17 protein-coding genes are annotated in these 17,888 nt (G+C 71.1%); 6 read left to right on the top strand and 11 right to left on the bottom strand.

What is annotated here, in order from left to right:
- Positions 1–348: 348 nt before the first annotated feature.
- On the bottom strand, positions 349–1,068 hold the full coding sequence (locus tag ABT053_RS10955) for a GNAT family N-acetyltransferase (RefSeq protein ID WP_350968729.1): 720 nt from the start codon (positions 1,066–1,068) through the stop codon (positions 349–351).
- An 88-nt stretch (positions 1,069–1,156) separates the two neighbouring features.
- On the opposite strand from ABT053_RS10955, the gene ABT053_RS10950 reads away from it, so the two are divergent.
- Positions 1,157–1,720, top strand: a complete 564-nt coding sequence (locus ABT053_RS10950) for a winged helix-turn-helix transcriptional regulator (RefSeq protein ID WP_350968728.1) — start codon at positions 1,157–1,159, stop codon at positions 1,718–1,720.
- On the opposite strand, the gene ABT053_RS10945 is transcribed toward ABT053_RS10950, so the two are convergent.
- On the bottom strand, positions 1,635–2,327 hold the full coding sequence (locus ABT053_RS10945) for a VC0807 family protein (protein ID WP_350968727.1): 693 nt from the start codon (positions 2,325–2,327) through the stop codon (positions 1,635–1,637). The genes ABT053_RS10950 and ABT053_RS10945 overlap by 86 nt on opposite strands.
- A gap of 188 nt (positions 2,328–2,515) precedes the next feature.
- Here ABT053_RS10945 and ABT053_RS10940 point away from each other — a divergent pair, with 188 nt between their 5' ends.
- On the top strand, positions 2,516–3,607 hold the full coding sequence (locus ABT053_RS10940) for an SURF1 family cytochrome oxidase biogenesis protein (RefSeq protein ID WP_350968726.1): 1,092 nt from the start codon (positions 2,516–2,518) through the stop codon (positions 3,605–3,607).
- On the opposite strand, the gene ABT053_RS10935 is transcribed toward ABT053_RS10940, so the two are convergent.
- Both ABT053_RS10935 and ABT053_RS10930 read right to left on the bottom strand, forming a co-directional pair.
- The gene (locus ABT053_RS10935; protein ID WP_350968725.1) at positions 3,604–4,311 is read right to left on the bottom strand and encodes a hypothetical protein; all 708 of its coding nucleotides are present in this window, start codon (positions 4,309–4,311) and stop codon (positions 3,604–3,606) included. The two genes, ABT053_RS10940 and ABT053_RS10935, sit on opposite strands and share 4 nt — an antisense overlap.
- A gap of 21 nt (positions 4,312–4,332) precedes the next feature.
- Positions 4,333–5,010, bottom strand: coding sequence for a hypothetical protein (locus ABT053_RS10930; RefSeq protein ID WP_350968724.1), 678 nt, complete (start codon positions 5,008–5,010; stop codon positions 4,333–4,335).
- A 56-nt stretch (positions 5,011–5,066) separates the two neighbouring features.
- Here ABT053_RS10930 and ABT053_RS10925 point away from each other — a divergent pair, with 56 nt between their 5' ends.
- Together ABT053_RS10925 and ABT053_RS10920 are read left to right on the top strand one after the other, a co-directional pair.
- The gene (locus ABT053_RS10925) at positions 5,067–5,804 is read left to right on the top strand and encodes a tyrosine-protein phosphatase (protein WP_350968722.1); all 738 of its coding nucleotides are present in this window, start codon (positions 5,067–5,069) and stop codon (positions 5,802–5,804) included.
- A 414-nt stretch (positions 5,805–6,218) separates the two neighbouring features.
- Entirely contained in the window at positions 6,219–7,415 is a 1,197-nt protein-coding gene (locus tag ABT053_RS10920) for an amidohydrolase family protein (RefSeq protein ID WP_350968721.1), read from the top strand.
- Positions 7,416–7,802: 387 nt separating this feature from the next.
- On the opposite strand, the gene ABT053_RS10915 is transcribed toward ABT053_RS10920, so the two are convergent.
- From ABT053_RS10915 to ABT053_RS10905, 3 genes are all read right to left on the bottom strand, one after another.
- Entirely contained in the window at positions 7,803–8,141 is a 339-nt protein-coding gene (locus ABT053_RS10915; RefSeq protein ID WP_350968720.1) for a YkvA family protein, read from the bottom strand.
- Positions 8,142–8,428: 287 nt separating this feature from the next.
- Positions 8,429–9,844: an amidase gene (locus tag ABT053_RS10910; RefSeq protein ID WP_350968719.1), complete on the bottom strand. Its 1,416-nt coding sequence runs from the start codon at positions 9,842–9,844 to the stop codon at positions 8,429–8,431.
- A 4-nt stretch (positions 9,845–9,848) separates the two neighbouring features.
- The gene (locus ABT053_RS10905; RefSeq protein WP_350968718.1) at positions 9,849–10,817 is read right to left on the bottom strand and encodes an LLM class F420-dependent oxidoreductase; all 969 of its coding nucleotides are present in this window, start codon (positions 10,815–10,817) and stop codon (positions 9,849–9,851) included.
- A gap of 724 nt (positions 10,818–11,541) precedes the next feature.
- On the opposite strand from ABT053_RS10905, the gene ABT053_RS10900 reads away from it, so the two are divergent.
- The gene (locus ABT053_RS10900) at positions 11,542–11,919 is read left to right on the top strand and encodes a hypothetical protein (RefSeq protein WP_350968717.1); all 378 of its coding nucleotides are present in this window, start codon (positions 11,542–11,544) and stop codon (positions 11,917–11,919) included.
- A 98-nt stretch (positions 11,920–12,017) separates the two neighbouring features.
- Here ABT053_RS10900 and ABT053_RS10895 read toward each other — a convergent pair whose 3' ends face one another.
- Together ABT053_RS10895 and ABT053_RS10890 are read right to left on the bottom strand one after the other, a co-directional pair.
- The gene (locus ABT053_RS10895; protein WP_350968716.1) at positions 12,018–12,785 is read right to left on the bottom strand and encodes a bestrophin-like domain; all 768 of its coding nucleotides are present in this window, start codon (positions 12,783–12,785) and stop codon (positions 12,018–12,020) included.
- An 81-nt stretch (positions 12,786–12,866) separates the two neighbouring features.
- Positions 12,867–13,601, bottom strand: coding sequence for a TetR/AcrR family transcriptional regulator (locus tag ABT053_RS10890; RefSeq protein ID WP_350968715.1), 735 nt, complete (start codon positions 13,599–13,601; stop codon positions 12,867–12,869).
- 628 nt (positions 13,602–14,229) lie between these two features.
- Here ABT053_RS10890 and ABT053_RS10885 point away from each other — a divergent pair.
- Positions 14,230–15,180: a hypothetical protein gene (locus ABT053_RS10885; protein ID WP_350968712.1), complete on the top strand. Its 951-nt coding sequence runs from the start codon at positions 14,230–14,232 to the stop codon at positions 15,178–15,180.
- Between the two features lie 288 nt (positions 15,181–15,468).
- On the opposite strand, the gene ABT053_RS10880 is transcribed toward ABT053_RS10885, so the two are convergent.
- A complete protein-coding gene (locus ABT053_RS10880; protein ID WP_350968711.1) occupies positions 15,469–16,536 on the bottom strand; it encodes an aspartate-semialdehyde dehydrogenase in 1,068 nt (355 codons plus the stop codon).
- Positions 16,533–17,807 (bottom strand): aspartate kinase, encoded by a 1,275-nt coding sequence (locus ABT053_RS10875; protein WP_344743937.1) that lies wholly within the window; start codon positions 17,805–17,807, stop codon positions 16,533–16,535. The genes ABT053_RS10880 and ABT053_RS10875 overlap by 4 nt, the downstream gene beginning before the upstream one ends.
- Between the last annotated feature and the right edge of the window lie 81 nt (positions 17,808–17,888).

Raw genomic sequence — 17,888 nt, 5'->3', positions numbered from 1 at the left:
GGTTCGGTGACGGCGCCGTCCGGGCTTGCGGGCCGGAACCTCCGACCCGGTACGCCCCTGGTGGGACCCCTCAACGAGCCCCGCCGACGAGCCCGAACGACGAGCCGATGAGCCCGGGTGGGGCCGTGTGGAAACCGGCCCGGGGCGTAAACCGGTGGGGCTGTGCGGGAACCGGCCCGGGTGGTGAACCGGTGAGGTTGTGCGGGAACCGGTCCGGGTGGTGAGCGGATGAACCCGCCCCGGTGAGCCCGGGTGGGGCCGCATGGAAACCGGCCCGGGTGGTGAGCCGGTGAGCCCGCGCGGGACCCGGTGAGTCCGGGGCCGCGCGGGAATCGCCCCGGAGTGGTCTCAGCGGAGAACCGTCGCGGTCACCTCGACCGTCCCCGAGGAGACGCGCATGGTCGCCTCCGGCCATGCCCTGCGGACCATCGCCAGGACCGTGCGGTTGTCCCCGAGCACGTCCATCCCCACCGTCCTGGCCCCCCTGACCTCCGCGCGGCGCATCAGCGCGCGGACGAGCCGGGAGCCCAGTCCCATTCCCTGCCACTCGTCGCCCACCACCACGGCGATCTCGACGTCGGTCTCCTCGCCCCGGTAGCTCATCGCGTGCCCGACGAGAAGGTTCCCGTGCACGGCGAGCAGGGCGTCGCGCCGCTCGTCCACCGCGAGCAGCGTCCTGACGAAGCTCGCGCTCGGACGGCCCATCCCGGCGAAGAACCTCAGCGCCTGCGTACGGGGCGACAGTCCACCGAGGAAGCGGCGGATCGCCTCCTCGTCGTCGTCCGGCCGCGCGGGCCGGATCTCGACGGCACCTCCGGGCACGGTCACGACGTCCCCCGACCCGGCCGTGACGACCTCGGGAATCGGTCCGTGATCCCCGCGATCCCCGTGATCCCGGCGCGCGACCGGGACGCCCCCGGACACTCGTTCAAGATCCCCACGTACGACCGCGACGTCCTCACACGTGACCGCGACGTCCCCGCGTACGACCGCGACGTCCCCGCGCGCGGGCGGGGCGTCCCCGGGCGCCGGGACACCGTCCGGCGACACCAGCTGAGTTCGCATCATGGACTCAGAGTCTCGCGGGGCAGCTGAGTATGTCAACTAGACTTAGATGAACGTTGGAGGTGGTGCGATGGCGACTTACGATTCGCACATGAATGAGGCGGCTCCCGGCAACCTGCCCCTGCACATAGAAAACTGCTCCATCGAACGTGCCCTGGGCGTCGTCGGCGAGAAGTGGACGTTCCTGGTGCTGCGCGAGGCGTTCAGCGGCGTGCGGCGCTTCGCCGACATGCAGGCCGCCACCGGAGCGCCCCGGCAGGTGCTCAGCGCCCGGCTGACCCGGCTGGTGGAGGAGGGACTGCTGCGCAAGGTCCCCTACCGCGAGCCCGGCCAGCGGCAGCGCGACGAGTACCGGCTGACCCAGATGGGCCTCGACCTCTATCCGGCCCTGATGGCCCTGATGCGGTGGGGCGACCGCTATCTCAGCGACCACGATGGGCCGCCGGTGCTCATCACCCACCGAGACTGCGGCGCCCCGGTCGAGCAGCACTTCCGCTGCGCCGAAGGGCACGAGGTAGCGGGTCCGAGAGAGGTCACCCCGCTGCCCGGCCCCGGACTGCGCCGCGGGGCTACGGCCTCGGCGCCCGCGGGTCCGGTGTCCCCGGCTCCGGGATCTCCGTCCCTCGCGTCTCCAGCCTCCGCAGGCAGTGCCTGAGGCTGAGCACCGAGACCAGCGCCGCGCCGCCGAGCAGCACCGCGACCGCGGAGGTACGGACGAGGAGGTAGGTCTCCAGGGTCTGGCTGAGCAGCAGCCAGAGGCTCAGCACCCCGTTCAGCAGCTGCGCGCAGCCCCACACCACCGACTGGGACACGAAGAAGCGGCGCATCCTCGGGTGCTCCATCACCTGGTCGGGCAGCGGCACGAGATCGGCCACCACCCGCCGGATCAGCGGCCTCCGCAGCGGCGCGGTGAGCAGGAAGCCCATGCTCACGCAGAACACCCCGAGGCAGGGCTGCAGGAAGAACACGATGGGGTTGCCCGTCGCCACCGTCAGCACCACCCTGACGGTGATCGTGCCCGCCGCCAGCAATAGTGTCCCGGGCGCTTCGCCACCCTTGACCAGCCGCCAGGCGACGCCGCCGTAGACCCAGGCCGCCGCCACCGCGAGCGCGACGTTGGCGTTGGTGAAGACCAGCGCGACGTAGAAGACGAGAACGGGAAGGATCATGCTCTCGAACACCCTGGGGGCGGCGTGCCGCAGCAGGACCCCGATGCGGGGGAGTACGAGCGGAGCCGGGGGGGCGGGCATGAGCACAGTCATCAGGGGCGGGCTCCGGAGGTGGTGGAACATCCCGGGGGAAATCTCACACGACCGTACGTGATGTCCGGAGTGTCCGGCGAGCTTTTCCATGACATCCGAGGATCGTGCGGTCCCGGGCACCTTACTACGCCCAAAGGCGCACCCGGCCGTTTCCAAAGGCGTGGTCGGAGGACGGGGCGGTGCCCCCGGTGCCTACCCTTGATGACGTGTACCGGTTCCTGCTGACTCCCCGATGGCTCGCCCTCCACGTGGTGGTGCTGCTGGTCATCCCCGCTTTCGTGCTGCTCGGACAGTGGCAGTTCGGGCGTTTCGAGGAGAGGTCCACCAGTAGCCACCGGATCACCGGCAACCTGGGCGCCGCTCCCGTCGCCGTGGAGGAGCTCACAACACCCGGCGGCACCGTCTCTACGCAGGACAAATACCGCACTGTCCTCGCCAAGGGGACATACGACGCGAACGCTCAGCTCCTGGTCCGGCGCCGCGTCCAGGACAAGGCGGTCGGCTTCTACGTGCTGACCCCGCTGGTCACGGCGAACGGCACCGGCGTGCTGGTGAACCGGGGCTGGGTCAGGGCGGGCGTCAGCGCCGACGCCCTCCCCGAGGTCCCGGCGCCGTCCTCGGGTGAGGTGACTGTCACCGGCAGGTTACGTCCCACCGAGACCGAGGAGACCTCGGGCATCCGCGACCGGGCGGGCCTGCCCGCGGGACAGGTCCTGCTGATCAACACCGAGGCGATCGGGCGCCGCCTGCCGTACAAGCTCCTCGGCGGGTTCGTCGAGTTGATCGAGCAGTCACCGGCGGCCGCCGCCGGCGCGCCCGCGCCCGTCCCCACGCCGGACGTCGGCGAGGGGGGCGGCCTCAACCTGGCCTACGGCGTGCAGTGGTGGCTGTTCATCGGGGTCGCGATCGGCGGCTGGGCACTGCTGATCCGCAGGGAGGCCGCCGACCTCAGGGCGGCGGCCTCGGCACCGGCCGCGACCGGCGGCCCGGGTCCCGGTGATCCGGATCCCGGTGACCCGGAATCCGAGCCCGGCGGCCCGGGTCTTGAGCCCGGTGACCCGGGTCCTGGGTCGGGTGAGCCGGGTCCTGGGTCCGGCGGCCCGGGTCCTGGGTCCGGTGATCCGGGCTCCGGGTCCGGCGAACCGGCTTCCGAGCCCGGCGGCCCGGGTTCCGGGCCCGGCGGCCCGGGTTCCGGGCCCGGTGAACCCGCCACGCCGGAGAGGCACTCCGCGTCCGGCGAGTCGCCCGCGCCCGGCGACCCCGCCCGCCTCCGCGCCTAGTTCCTGAGGAGGCTCAGGAGATAGCCGACGGCCGCCAGCAGGCCGGAGGAGAGCAGGCCCAGCCCGATCGCCGTCAGAAAACCCCACCCGCCGCTCAGCCGCTCGCGCGGCTTGGGACGCCGCCCGGCCGCGAACCAGAGCGGACGGGGTTCGAGCAGCAGGAAGAGGATCGCGCCGACCTGCCCGACGGTGAAGAGCCAGAGCCAGGCCCACCGGTTGCCCAGCCGGGGCGTCGAGCCGAGCATGATCAGGAACGTGAGTATCCAGCCGATCACCAGCCACGGTCCGCCGACGAGTCGCTGCGTGTCGGCGGCCCAGCCGGGGATCCACCCGTTCCCCTCCGATCTGCTCTGCTCGATCGACCAGACGCGGCTCGGCCCCAGGTCCTCCCTCAACTCTTTCCACACCTGGGCGGGCACGCCCTCCTCGGGCGTCCGCGGCCTGAACTCGCGCCAGAGCAGCGGGCCCTGGGCCCATCGGACGTAGGAGACCGCGCCGGTCCGCCCCTCGTACTCGACGAAGGAGATGCGGCCGGCCTCGGCGGCGGCGCGGAACTCGGCCCCCGTCCCCGGCAGGGGCGTGACGCTCAGCGTGAAGACGAGGGTCCCGAAGGCCAGGCAGAGCAGGAGCGCCGACCGGATGGTGAGCCCGACGATCCGCCAGCCGCGACGGACCTCCGGCGCTTCGGGAACTTCAGGGTCCATGCCTTATTTACTACTCGACGATCACGCGTTGACCATCGCCATGCCGAAAAGAAGTGCCACCGCGATCGCGAACCCGCGTGTCCCGTCGAGCTTGGCCGGTGCGGGCAGCGCCTCGTACGGATCCCGCCACAGGGGTCTCGGCTCCAGCAGGACGTAGAGCAGCGAGCCGCCGGTGAGGAACATCCAGAACCACGCCCAGCGGCTGGCGTAGCGGGGGTTCGGCCTGGTCAGCATGAGCAGCCAGGCCAGGATCTCCGCCGCCACCGCCACCGGGCCGAACGGCTCCCACCACCGCCCGTAGGCGGGCGAGCCCGCCAGGGCCCCGAGGCCGTCGGAGCGCACGATCTCCACGGAGGGGTCGGCGGCGGCGCGCACCTGGGCGAGGAAGGCCTCCTGGCGGCGCTCCAGCGCCTCGGGGACCAGACGGGTGGTCCGGGGATCCCAGACGTCGTCGGGCTGGTCGAACCGGGCCTGGCTCCAGGAGAGCGGCCCGTGGGACCAGGTCAGCGTGCCGTAGGCGGGCCAGTTGCGGTCGTAGACGACCTTGGTCACCTCGCCCGCCCGCAGGTCCGCCACGAGCTCCACCGCGGGCCGCAGGGGAGGTGCCTGGTTGATGTGGACGATCACCGTGGAGAGCGCGAGCACGAACAGCAGCGCCACCCGCACGGCGTACGGAATGTCATCCCGTGCCGGAACCATCACTCGCATCCCCTGCCCCCATCGCGCGAGACCCACCGCTGGATAGGTTAGAGGGCGTGATCCGGCATATCGAGTTCGCGCGGCTGTACAACTTCCGCGACGTGGGCGGCTACCGGACGGACGGCGGGATGGAGGTGCGCTGGCAGCGGCTCTACCGCTCGGCCTCGCTGCACATGCTCGCCGACGACGACCTCGACCGTTTCCACGCGCTCGGCGTACGCACCGTGATCGACCTGCGCCATCCCAACGAGGTGACACGTCGCGGCCGTGCCCCCCAGGGGCCGAGTTACCACAACCTCCCGGTCGAGCACCGCAGGTGGGACACCGTCGGCGACTACCACCCCGACGCCGGGGTCGCGAGGTTCTTCGCCGACCGCTACCTGGAGGTGGCCCACGACGGGCACGCCGAGCTCAGGAGTGCGCTGGAGGTGATCGCCGAGGCGGACAACGCGCCCGTGGTGGTCCACTGCGCGGCGGGCAAGGACCGCACCGGGCTGCTGGTCGCCCTGGTCCTGCGGCTGCTGGGGGTGCCCGAGGAGGACGTGATCGCCGACTACGCGCTGACCGGGCTGTCCAGGGCCCAGATGGTCGCGTACTGGGAGAAGGAACATCCGGGCGAGCCCCAGTGGGCGGGGTTCGGACAGGCGCCCGCCGAGGCGATGCGTCTCTTCCTGGCCGAGCTGGGCCCGGTACGGGACCACTGCCTGCGGACTCTGGGTGTAGACGAGAGTGTGATGTCCGCTCTCAAGAATCATCTTTTGAAAAATCCCGATATCGACGCGATCTCTGGGTAGGCGCCCTCACAGGACCCGCCATGGGCAGCACCCTCCGGCGGGTCCGCCCCCCGGGGCCGCCCTTACCCCCCTCCGGTGGCCCCGGGGCCCGCGCCCGCCCACCCTGCGAGGGACGCCGCGGGAGGCGTACCGGAGGGCCTCGCGAGGAGCGTCGCGGGCGACCCCACGAACGTCGCGGGTGCCCTCACGAAAGACGTCACGGCGAGCATCGCGGGAGCCCTTACGAGAGCCGTCGCGAAAGACGTCCGGGAGACGTCGTGAGAGACGTCGTGAGAGACGTCGTGAGAGACGTCGTGAGAGACGTCGTGAGAGACGTCGTGAGAGACGTCGTGAGAGACGTCGTGAGAGACAGAGATACCAAGCGGAGACCTTGCGGCTTGATGAGTGTTATTCCAGCGGAATACGGTTGACCGTGTGACTACGCCGCTGCTCCCCGACCCCGAGCCCAGGCGGCGGGACTATGTGATCATCTCAGCCGACGACCACCTGATCGAGCCGCCCGACATGTTCGACGACCGGCTGCCGGAGAAATACGCCGACAAGGCGCCCAAGGTGGTCGAGACCGACTCCGGTCACCAGGTCTGGCGTTACGGCGGGGCCACCTATCCCTGTGCCGGGCTCGACGTGGGCGCCGGCCTGCCCCGCGAGCAGTGGACGCTCGACCCGGTGCGGTTCGAGCACATGCGTCCCGGATGCCACGACGTCGAGGCCCGGATCGAGGACATGGACCGCGCCGGCGTCTGGGCCGCGCTCTGCTTCCCCGGCATGCTGGCCGGGCAGTCGGGCATGGTCTTCGCCAAGACCCGCGACCAGGAGCTGGGCCTGTCGGTCCTGCGCGCGTGGAACGACTGGCACGTGGAGGTCTGGGCGGGCACCTACCCGGAGCGGATCATCGCCCTGCAGCTGCCCTGGCTGACCGATCCCGAGGTGGCCGCCAAGGAGATCCGCGACAACGCGGCGCGCGGTTTCAAGGCGGTGCTCTTCCCCGAGTTCCCCACCCGGCTGCGCCTGCCGTCCATCCACAGCGACCACTGGGACCCGTTCTTCCAGGCGTGCGAGGAGACCGGGACCGTCGTCTGCCTGCACGCCGGCGCCGGTTCCTGGGCTCCGGTCCCGTCCCCGGACACCCCGATCGAGGCGATCACCACGCTGATGCCGGCGAGCGCCATGTTCGCCTGCGCCGACTGGCTCTGGTCGGGCGTCCCGCTGCGCTTCCCCGCGCTGCGGATCCTGATCGTGGAGGGTGGCGTGGGCTGGCTGCCGATGCTGGCCGAGCGGGCCGACTACGCGCTCGACCACCCGGTGGCGGGGGAGGCCTCGTGGGAGGGCGGCCTGAAGCCCAGCGAGGTGCTGCGGAGAAACTTCTTCTTCGGCACGCTCAACGACCACGCCCTTTCCGGGGTGCGGCTCGCCGTCGGGCTGGAGCACGTGCTGCTGGAGAGCGGCTATCCGCACTCCGACTCCACCTGGCCCGACACCCAGCAGGCCGTCGCGACGAACCTGGGCAGCCTGCCGCCCGCCGACATCGCCCGGGTGGCCTACGGCAACGCCGCCCGCCTCTTCGGCCACCCGCTGCCCTCACGCGCCTGGCTCAGGATGGAACAGATCTGACCGCTCCCGCCCCTGGGCCGGGAGGGTTCACACGAACTCGCCGGTTCAGGAGGGGTCTCCATACGGATCTCTGACCGGGGCGGAGCGTCCCCCTGCTTGAGAAGGGGGACGCGGGGGGTCGCTCGTGCTCCCCGCTCGGGCCGGGGCGGAGCCGACCCACTCCTCACCCTCGGCTCAGGGCCGGACGGACCTGACCCTCTCGCGCTGTCCCCTCAAGACGGAGCTGATCCGTTCGCCCCCTCGATCCAGGGCTGGACGGACCTACCCCTCTTGCGCCGTCCCCTCAAGACGGAGCTGACCCGTTCGCACCCTCGATCCAGGGCTGGACGGACCTGCCCCTCTTGCGCCGTCCCCTGAGAACGGAGCCGATCCTTTCGCGCCCTCGGCTCAGGGCTGGACGGACCTGACCTTCTCGCGCTCCCAGTCGACGTAGCGCCCGCCCTCGCCGAGCAGGGAGCCCATCAGCCACAGGAACACGCCGAAGTCGTCGGCCACCCCGATGAGAACCAGGAAGTCGGGAACGACGTCGACCGGCGAGATGATGTAGAGCACGCCGAGCCCCATCATGGCCAGCTTGCCCTTGCCCATGCCGGAATACTCCCCGCGCATGACCGCGCCGACCATCCTGGGGAGGGCGCGCAGCCGAGCGCCGAGACCGGGCGAACCCGGCTTCGTCACGTCCTTGTACGTCCGCCACGCCTGCGCCGCGCGAGCCGCCTTCGCCATGGAATCCTCCTCGGAACCACGTTCGCCTGGCGGCCTACTACCCCACCGCCTCACGATATAACGCGTGACTTCCCGACAGGGTTCCCCAACCCGGCGTACGGCCTGAGGGACCGCGACCTTCCACCGCCTCCGCTCCTCCCCGGCGCGAGATCGCGCCCCCCACCGCCTTGCTCCCCACCGCCCCGGCGCGAGACCGCGCCCCACCCCGGGCCAGACCCCTCAGCCGGGCCCCTCGGCCGGACCGCCCGGCCGAGGCCGGCGTCCACGCTCCCGCCGCACCACGGACGCTAGCGCGCCGCCGCGTGCCGGAAGGGCCGCGCCTCCTCGATCTGGGCGGCCACCCGGACGAGCAGGTCCTCCCGCCCCGCCGCGGCGACCAGCTGCACCCCCACCGGCAGGCCGTCGGCGGTGTGGTGCAGCGGCAGGGAGATCGCGGGCTGCCCGGTGGCGTTCACGGGCGAGGTGAACGCCACCGCCTGGTTCGTACGGCCCCGCGCGGTGCTGACGTCGTCGGGAGGCAGCCAGCCGAGCCGGAAGGGCGCCACCCCCAGGGACGGCATGAGCAGCAGGTCGTACGACTCCCACCAGGCGGCCATCCGCCGCCTGAACCCGTCGATCCAGTCGCGCGAGAGCACGTAGCCGACCGCGTCGAGCCTGCGGCCCGCCGCTCCCAGGATGCGGTTGCGCGTCTCCAGCTCGTCGAGCTCGACCGGCCTGCCGCGCCAGCGCCCGATGTCCTCCAGATCGGCGGCCACGTGGGCGGCGACGATCGTGCCGAAGTGCGTGGCGAAGCCGTCGTCGGCGAGCGCGGAGGGCCCTCCTGGCTCGACGTGGTGGCCCAGCACCTCCAGCAGCCCGGCGGCCCCGGTGACCGCGGCCACCAGGTCCGGGTCGGACGGGAGACCTCCGGCGGGGGGTTCGGTGAGGAAGCCGATCCGCAGCCGCCCGGGATCCGCTCCGGCCTCCTCGGCGAGCGGGCGCCGCCAGGCGGGCGCGCCGTACGGGTCGCCCGGCATCGTCCCGGCGATCACGTCGAGGGTCGCCGCGCTGTCCCTGACCGTACGGCAGAGCAGGCCTGCGGCCGAGAAGCCCGCCCAGGGCTCGCCCGCCGAGGGGCCGGAGCTGACCCTGCCCCTGCTGGGCTTCAGCCCGACCAGCCCGCACATGCTCGCCGGGATCCGGATCGACCCGCCGCCGTCGCTGGCCGAGGCGACCGCGACCATGCCCGCCGCCACCGCCGCCGCGGACCCGCCGCTCGACCCTCCGCTGCTGTAGCGCGGGTCGTACGGGTTGCGGGTGGGACCGAACGCCACCGGCTCGGTGGTGATCGCGGTGCCGAACTCCGAGGTGTTGGTCCGGCCCAGGATCGTGAACCCCGCCCGGCGCAACTTGGTCACCGCGTAGCCGTCGCGCTCGGCGGAGATCCCGTCGAGGGTGCGCGACCCCGCGCGGTACGGCTCCCCGGCCATGCTCCAGCCCAGGTCCTTCAGCAGCGTCGGCACGCCCGCGAAGGGGGCGCCGGGGTCGGCCGCGCCCGCCTCCTCCAGTGCCCGCTCGAACCTGCGGTGGACGACCGCGTTGATCGTGCCGTCGCACTCCTCGATCCGCGCGATCGCCGCCTCGGCCAGCTCCCTCGGGGAGACCTCCCCTTTCCGTACGGCCCGCGCCTGCCCGAGCGCGTCCAGTCTCAACAGGTCGTGCAAGGGTCTACTCCTCGGCGGGGGCCAGATCTCGTACGGCTTGGGCGATCGGGACCTCGCCTCCGGGGATGGGGGCGAGGACCGGGGTGTTCAGGCCGTTGCCCACATACTCCCTGATCCTGGCCCGGCACGTGGCGGCGTCGCCGTGCACGATGAGGTCGTCCACGACCTCGTCGGGGATGGCCTTGAGCGCCGCCTGCCGGTCTCCGGCCGCCCACGCCTCGTGCATCGGCCGCAGCACCTCACCGCGCCCCAGCCAGTCGTGGAAGGCGGCGTAGACCGGGACGGTCAGGTAGCTCGCGAGCATCCAGCGCCCGAGCTCGCGCACCTTCTCCGCGTCCTCGCTGACGCACACGAACAGCCGGGCGATCAGCTCGGTCTCCTCGCCGACCTCGGCCCTGACCTTCCGCACGTCCCCGGGCGAGAGCCAGTTGGTGATCGCGCCGTCGGCCTCCTCCGCGGCCAAGCGCAGCATGCGGGGACGCAGCGCGGCGAGCACGATCTTCGGCGGGATCTTGGGGGCGCGCTCCAGCTTGAAGCCCTTGACCTCGAACGTCTCGTACCGCTCGCTGACCTTCTCGCCCGCGAGGGCCCTGCGCAGGAAGCGCAGGGTGTCCCTGGTCCTGGCGAACGGCTTGACGAACTCCCCGGCGTTCCAGCGCTCGACGATGGCCGGGGAGGAGGCCCCGATGCCCAGGACGAAGCGCTCGGGGGCGAGGTCGGCGAGCGTGGCGGCGGACATGGCGAGCAGGCCGGGCCCCCGGGTGGAGACCGGGACGATCGCGCTGCCGAGCCGCACCTCCGGGGCCCACTCCGAGGCCATCGCCAGGGGGACGAAGCCGTCGACGCCGTTGACCTCGGCGGACCAGACGTCGGTGTAGCCGAGTCCGGGAAGCTCGGCGATCAGATCCCTGGAGGCGGCGAGCGAACGGTCGTAGAAGGGAATCGTCATACCCCAGCGTGGGCCCGTGGTCATCGTGCCGCCTCCGTGTCGGTGGTCGCCGCCTGGGACCTTTCCCCAGAACGATGTTCTGATGTAGCTTGCCGCACCCGCTCGGGGTGCCGTCAATACCCTGACCGTACCAACCGGACGGTATGTCGCCGCAAGAATGATCTACACCGGCCGGTCGTTTAACGGCCGATCACTTTCCGTATGATGCTAGAAACTTTACGTGACGAAGCATCGGCGGAGGAACCAACGGCGGGGCGCGCTCGGCGCGGTGACCCTCGCGACCTGCATGGCGGCTCCCGTTCTGGCCTGGACACACCCCCTCGCGGCGGAAAGCGGCTCGGGACCGCCCGCCTCCCACCCCGGGGTGTCCCTGGTCTCCGGCCGATCGGCGCTCCCGGAGCCGGCACCGGAGCCGTCAATGAAGCCGGAATCCGGCCCCCCGGCCGCGCCGCAGTCCGCACCGAAGCCGAAACCGGCGTCGAACGAGCCGAAACCGGAGTCGAAGCCCGCCCCGAAGCCCGAACCGGACTACCCGACCGTGCCCCCGCCGGGAATCGACGACCGGAAGGTCCCCTGGTGGCACTGGTGGCACTGGTGGGGGTCCGCGCCGGGCCATCCGGCGGACGTCCCGGCCAAACCGAAACCAGAGCCGAAGCCCGAGCCGAAGCCAAAGCCAAAGCCGGAACCGGAACCGGAACCGGAACTGGAACCAAAGCCCGAGCAGAAGCCGAAACCGGAGCCGAAGCCGGTGCCCGAACCCTCGCCCGAGCGGCCGACACCCACCGCGTCCGCCCCACCCGCTCCCCCCACCCCGTCCGCCCCGGAGCCCTCCGCGCCCCCCAGGCCCCCCGGGCCCCGCGTCCCGGCGCCGCCACCCGTCCGCCTCCCCGCCCCCGTCCCCGCCGTCCTCGACGTCGCCGTCACGCCGACCCCGGCCCGGAGCCGCACCCCCCGGCCCAGGGCGGCGCCCTCCAGCGTGCCCCCTCTCCTGCGGCAGCGGCTGGTGCTCGATCGCTACGCCAAGCGGCGCGAGGGCACCGACAGGAAGCTGGTCCTCGTGGTGATGTTCACCGGCGTGATCTCGGCCACCGCGGTCACCGCCCTCAACCGCAGGGGCCGCGGATGATCCGGGCGGCACGCGCGGCGAAGCCCGCCGGTGGGGGTCCACCGGCGGGCTTCCTGACCACCGTGCGCGCCGGTCCGCGGCCGGGGCGCCGAGGAGGGCTACGGCTGGGCGGGGAACTGGCCGTCGATCTGGTCGTACTGCCGCTGCGCGGCCTTGAACGCGTCGGGTTCGACGGCGCCGAGCCCGCTGAACGGGTGGCTGATCAGCATGATGAAGCACACGCCGATGAGGACCACGCCCACCCGGACCAGGTCGGCGACGATCGACGTGGTGGTGGGCCGCACTCCCGGCGCCCAGGGCAGCGCGATCACCAGCAGCCCGGAGAGGGTCAGCAGGATCACGAAGGTGTTCTCCAGGCCGGTGCTCGCGTCGTCGCTCCGGACGATGCGGGCGTGGGAGACCTCGGAGATCCGGTCGAGCGTGTCCTGCTGGAGGTTCCTGCTCTCCTCGCCGACCGGGCGGAGCCTGAGCACCGTGGCCCGCATGTCCATGAGGGTCTGCCCGGGGAGCGGGGACATCTCGTTCCTGGCCATGAGCGGCCAGTCGAGGTCGACGCTCTGCGCGGTGTACTGCCGGATCTGGGCCCGGACGGGCGCCGCCTCGGGGATGGGCGCCACCGACCAGTACATCTCGGTGAGGCTCTCGGCCTCGGCCTGGACGTCGGCCTCCGACACCGAGAGCGCGTCCCGGCACAGGACCGCGGCGTAGGCCAGCACCAGCAGATAGACGGCGAGGGCGAGGTTGGCGGAGAAGTCGACGGACGACGAGCCGTGCTCGTCGTCCTCCCGCCCCCTCTTCCCGAGAACGCGGAACGCGATCAGCACGATCGCGACGGACACCACCACCAGTACGGCTATCCAGCCCATGGGACTCCCTTGAAACCGTCATCGAATCGGCTACCCAGGGTAATCAGATCGATACGGTGCTTCATGGGGTTCCGGTGGGATTCACTCGCGAAGTTCGTGGATCCCCGCGATGAAGTCACGGGCGACCCCGCGCAGGCCGGGCAGGTGCGAGAGCCCCACCAGGCGGTCCACCAGCGGCACGGTGAGCTCGATGAACCGGTGTGTCCTGCGGCATCCCTCCGACTCGTCGTGCACCCAGAACAGGACGACGCCCATCGACATCAGCCAGAGCAGCTCGGGCAGCTCGGCCCGCAGCTCGCTGTCCATGCGGTCGGAGGACCCCTCCACGACCCGCCGGTAGATCGCGATCGACGCCTCCCTGGAGGGCGAGGACTCGGCGCTGAACGGGTTGAGCGGGTTGCTCGGCTCGGCCGCGTGCTTGAAGAACTTCACCGCGAACTCGTGGTACGGCTCGGAGACCCGCACCCACTCCCGCAGCACCCCCGCCAGCCGCGCGGCGAACCGGCGCTCGGTGGCCAGCAGCCTCTCGCACGCCGCCTCGTGCTCGGCCTGGGCGCGGTCGTAGTACGCCTGGACCAGGATCTCCTTCGAGGCGAAGTAGTAGTAGGCGTTGCCCACCGAGATCCCGGCCTCGGCGGCGATCGCCCGCATGGTGGTCGCCTCGTATCCCCGCTCGCGGAAAAGCCGCAGGGCCGTCTCCACGATGACCTCACGGGTCTTGTCCGATCCACGGGTTCTCGGGGGCGGCTCGGTCATGGGGTGCTCGTCACCTGTCGATTGGAGCTGGGAGAACGGGCTCATCTGGTCTTTCTCCACCGGACGAAGCCTAGATCATCCGTCCCGCACCACCGGGGATGAGCCTCCGTGAACGACCCTAAGCGCGCCACATCGCACCCGCCACTCATATCCGCGATTGCTCCACCGCTCTCGACGCCGCTCCCGATATCGCCCTTGACGCCGCCCTCGATATCGCTCCCGACGTCGCCCTCGATATCGTCCTCGATTCGGCGCCGCTTCGTGCCGTGCCCGGCGCGCCCGCGCGCCGTCCGCGGGGACGTGACTATGGCGCCGTACGCGACAAATACCGATATGTCGCCTATCTCCGGAACTGCCGTCTCAGCAGGTCATCGAGCTGCCCGATCATTCCCACTACCGGGCAAAAATCACTCTTCGTGAGGGATCATCCGGGTTCGGGAGTGGGATTGATCCTTTTGGCGGAAGGGCTCCCGCGACAAGGGATACATAAATGGGGACATGTCCCTGTAGAAAGCGAGCTGCCCGGTTTTCCGCCGGAGCACTGCTCGCTCTGCAGCTATCTTTCATCGCATCGGCACCGCACCACAGCGCGACCGCGGAGAGCGGGACCGCGTCGGCCGGCGCCGCGATCGTGAGCCGGCCCGTCGCGGCCGGCCCGGTGCGGGCCCACCGGTCCACGATCATCGGAGTGTACGACATCGCCACCCTGGAGACCGCCCGGCGCTACACGTGGGAGCTGTGTCACCCGGCGGACGTCCAGCGGGGCCGGGAGACCGCGTTCTCCCTCTGGCCGGAGGACGCCACATCCACGGACACGCCACCACACCCCTCCACGACCACCGTACGAACGCGAACCGCCCCCCAGGCGAGCGAACACCGTGAACAGGCGGCCCCCCAGCCCCCCGAGACCACCGCGCGAACGCGAAACGCCGCCCTGACAGGCACCCCCCGCGAACCGGCGGCCCCCCGGACCCCGGAAACCACCTCCCGGCCCCCCGGAAAAGCACGGGCGTTACAGGCCCGGGGAAACGCGCAGGCCCCGCCCCCGGCCGCCGTCACCGCGGAGAAAGTCACCATCGCGGAGAAAACCGTCGCCACGGAGAAACAGGCTCCAGCCGCCACGGAGAAAGAGGCCCCCGCCGCCTCGGGGAAGCAGGCTCCCGTCGCCCTCGAGAAGCCGGCCGAGGCCCACCCTCCCCAGACGCAGCAGGCCCAGCAGGCACAGCAGGCCCAACATCCCACGCGGCTCCAGCAGACGGACGCCAAGCGGCTCCTGAAGGCGGCGGGCCTGCGCTGGACCTCCTCGGGCAAGTGCGCGAACCGCCAGGGACGCAACTGCACCTCGCTGGATGCCGTACGCTCCACGACCGTCTCCAGCGCCATCGACCTGAAGCGCCGCAGCGGCTGCCCCCTCGTCGTCACCGGCGGCACCGAGGTGGGCCACGCCCCCGGGCCCTACAGCCACTACGAGGGCTACAAGCTCGACATAAAGCCCAACGCCTGCGTCAACCGCTACATCACGAAGAACTACCCGCCGCAGGGGGTGCGGGGGGACGGAGCCCGCCTGTACGGCCAGTCGCCGACCTCGGGCCCCCTCTTCGCCCGCGAGGCGGACCACTGGGACATCCTCTTCCGCTGACCCGGCGATCCAGCGACCCGGCACTCCGACGCCTCGACGCTTCGGCGACCCACACGACCGCACCGGCCCCCCACACGAGATCACCGGCCTTCGGCCCCGCGGGATCACCGATCCGTCCCCGAAAGACTCACCCGCCCCGGCCGTCGCGAGGATCCACGTCACCCCGGGGACCGGGTCCCCCGCGAACGCGAAGGCCGTACGGCGAAGCGTGGCGTCATCGGACACCGCGCCCCGCCGTACGGCCTGGGAAGAACGGGAAGAACGGGAAGAACGGGGAACTACGAAGAACTACGCGAACTCGGCCGCGACCAGCTCGGCGATCTCCGCCGCGTTCAGGGCCGCGCCCTTGCGGAGGTTGTCGCCGCAGACGAACAGGTCGAGGGTGTTGGGGAAGTCGAGCGCCTGGCGGACCCGGCCCACGTAGGTGGGGTCGGTCCCGACGACGTCCGCCGGGGTCGGGAAGACGCCGTTGGCCGGGTCGTCCATGACGACCACGGTCGGGGCGGCCTCGAGGATCCGGTGGGCGTCGGCGACGGTGATCTCGCGCTCGAAGGTCGCGTGCACGGCCAGCGAGTGGGTGGTGATCACCGGGACGCGGACGCAGGTCGCGGAGACCTTCAGGTCGTGGATCCCGAGGATCTTCCGCGACTCGTTGCGGAGCTTGAGCTCCTCGGAGGCCCAGCCGCCGTCCTTGAGCGAACCCGCCCACGGCACGACGTTGAACGCCACCGGCGCCGGGAACGGCGACTCCTCGTCCCCCAGCTTGTTCTGCAGGACCTTGCGCACGTCACCGGCGGTCTGCCCGACCGTGCGGTCGCCCGCCAGGGCCTCGACCTCGTCGTAGAGGCGCGCCGAGCCCGCCACGCCCGCGCCGGAGACCGCCTGGTACGAGGCGACGACCAGCTCGCGCAGGCCGTACTCCTCGTGCAGGGCACCCATCGCGGCCATCATCGACAGGGTCGTGCAGTTGGGGGTGGAGATGATCCCCAGCGGCCTGGTGCGCGCGTCCTGCGGGTTGACCTCCGGGACGACCAGCGGGACCTCGGGGTTCATCCGGAAGGTGCCCGACTTGTCGATGACGACGGCGCCGCGCTCTGCGGCGATCGGCACCCAGGTCGCGGAGACCTCGTCCGGCACGTCGAAGATCGCGATGTCGACGCCGTCGAAGACCTCGGGGGTGAGCTCCTGGACGACGAGGTCCTCGCCGCGGACCCGCAGGATCTTGCCGGCCGAGCGGGCGGACGCGACGAGCTTGATGTCGCCGTAGACGTCCTCGCGGTTGGAGATGATGTCGCGCATCACGGTGCCGACGGCACCGGTCGCGCCGATCAGGGCAAGGGTGGGCTTGCGGCTCATCGCCCGCTACCTCCGTAGATCACTGCTTCAACCTGGTCCGCGTCGAGGTCGAACGCGCGGTGCGCGGCGCTGACCGCCGTGTCCACCTCGTCCTGCCCGACGATCACCGAGATGCGGATCTCCGAGGTGGAGATCATCTCGATGTTCACCCCCGCGTCGGCGAGGGCGGCGAAGAACGTCGCGGTGACGCCGGGGTGCGAGCGCATGCCCGCCCCGATCAGCGAGACCTTGCCGATCTGGTCGTCGAAGAGCAGCGACTCGAAGCCGATGCGCTCCTGGATCTTCTTCAGCGCGGTGAGCGCGGCCGAGCCGTCGCTCGTGGGCAGCGTGAAGGAGATGTCCGTCCGGCCGGTCGTCGCAGCCGACACGTTCTGCACGATCATGTCGATGTTGATCTCGGCGTCGGCGAGCGTTTTGAAGATCGTCGCAGCCTCACCGACCTTGTCGGGCACCCCGACAACGGTGATCTTGGCCTCGCTCCGGTCGTGCGCGACGCCGGAGATGATCGGCTGCTCCATCTCTGTTCCTTCGCTGTCGGGGTCGGAGACGACCCACGTGCCTTCCTTGGTGCTGAACGAGCTTCTGACGTGAATCGGCAGGCTGAAACGGCGAGCGTACTCGACACAGCGCAGGTGCAGGATTTTCGCACCGCACGCCGCCATCTCCATCATCTCGTCGTACGAGATCTTGGGGATCTTGCGGGCGGCCGGGACGATGCGGGGGTCGGCGGTGAAGACGCCGTCCACGTCGGTGTAGATCTCGCACACGTCGGCGCTCAGGGCGGCGGCGAGCGCGACCGCCGTGGTGTCGGAGCCGCCCCTGCCGAGCGTGGTGATGTCCTTGGTGTCCTGGGAGACGCCCTGGAACCCGGCCACGATCGCGATCTGGCCGCTGTCGAGCGCCCCGCGGATCCGGCCGGGCGTCACGTCGATGATGCGCGCGCGGCCGTGCGAGGAGTCGGTGATCACGCCGGCCTGGGAGCCGGTGAACGAGCGCGCCTCCTGGCCCAGGTTGGCGATCGCCATCGCCAGCAGCGCCATCGAGATGCGCTCACCCGAGGTGAGCAGCATGTCGAGCTCGCGGCCCGGTGGGAGCGGCGAGACCTGCTGGGCGAGGTCGAGCAGCTCGTCCGTCGTGTCGCCCATGGCCGAAACGATCACCACGACGTCGTTGCCGGCTTTTTTCGTCGCGACGATACGCTGCGCGACCCGCTTGATGCAGGACGCGTCGGCGACGGACGAACCACCATACTTCTGAACAACGAGCGCCACGAGATGTCTCCGAAGCAATCTAGGGCTGTGGAGCTCACAGTCTACTGGCGCCCTCGCCGAGGCCCTCTGATCAAACCAGTA

The sequence above is a fragment of the Streptosporangium sp. NPDC002524 genome (assembly GCF_040295985.1).
GTDB lineage: Bacteria > Actinomycetota > Actinomycetes > Streptosporangiales > Streptosporangiaceae > Streptosporangium.
Note: the sequence above shows the minus strand (reverse complement) of the source record. Positions and strands in the feature narration are given on the sequence as shown.

Coding starts and splice junctions, on each gene's coding strand:
- ABT053_RS10955 (WP_350968729.1), bottom strand. CDS start 1,068: ATGATGCGAACTCAGCTGGTGTCGCCGGACGGTGTCCCGGCGCCCGGG.
- ABT053_RS10930 (WP_350968724.1), bottom strand. CDS start 5,010: ATGGTTCCGGCACGGGATGACATTCCGTACGCCGTGCGGGTGGCGCTG.
- ABT053_RS10915 (WP_350968720.1), bottom strand. CDS start 8,141: ATGGCGAAGGCGGCTCGCGCGGCGCAGGCGTGGCGGACGTACAAGGAC.
- ABT053_RS10945 (WP_350968727.1), bottom strand. CDS start 2,327: ATGACTGTGCTCATGCCCGCCCCCCCGGCTCCGCTCGTACTCCCCCGC.
- ABT053_RS10935 (WP_350968725.1), bottom strand. CDS start 4,311: ATGGACCCTGAAGTTCCCGAAGCGCCGGAGGTCCGTCGCGGCTGGCGG.
- ABT053_RS10905 (WP_350968718.1), bottom strand. CDS start 10,817: ATGACCACGGGCCCACGCTGGGGTATGACGATTCCCTTCTACGACCGT.
- ABT053_RS10895 (WP_350968716.1), bottom strand. CDS start 12,785: ATGGGCTGGATAGCCGTACTGGTGGTGGTGTCCGTCGCGATCGTGCTG.
- ABT053_RS10950 (WP_350968728.1), top strand. CDS start 1,157: ATGAATGAGGCGGCTCCCGGCAACCTGCCCCTGCACATAGAAAACTGC.
- ABT053_RS10880 (WP_350968711.1), bottom strand. CDS start 16,536: ATGAGCCGCAAGCCCACCCTTGCCCTGATCGGCGCGACCGGTGCCGTC.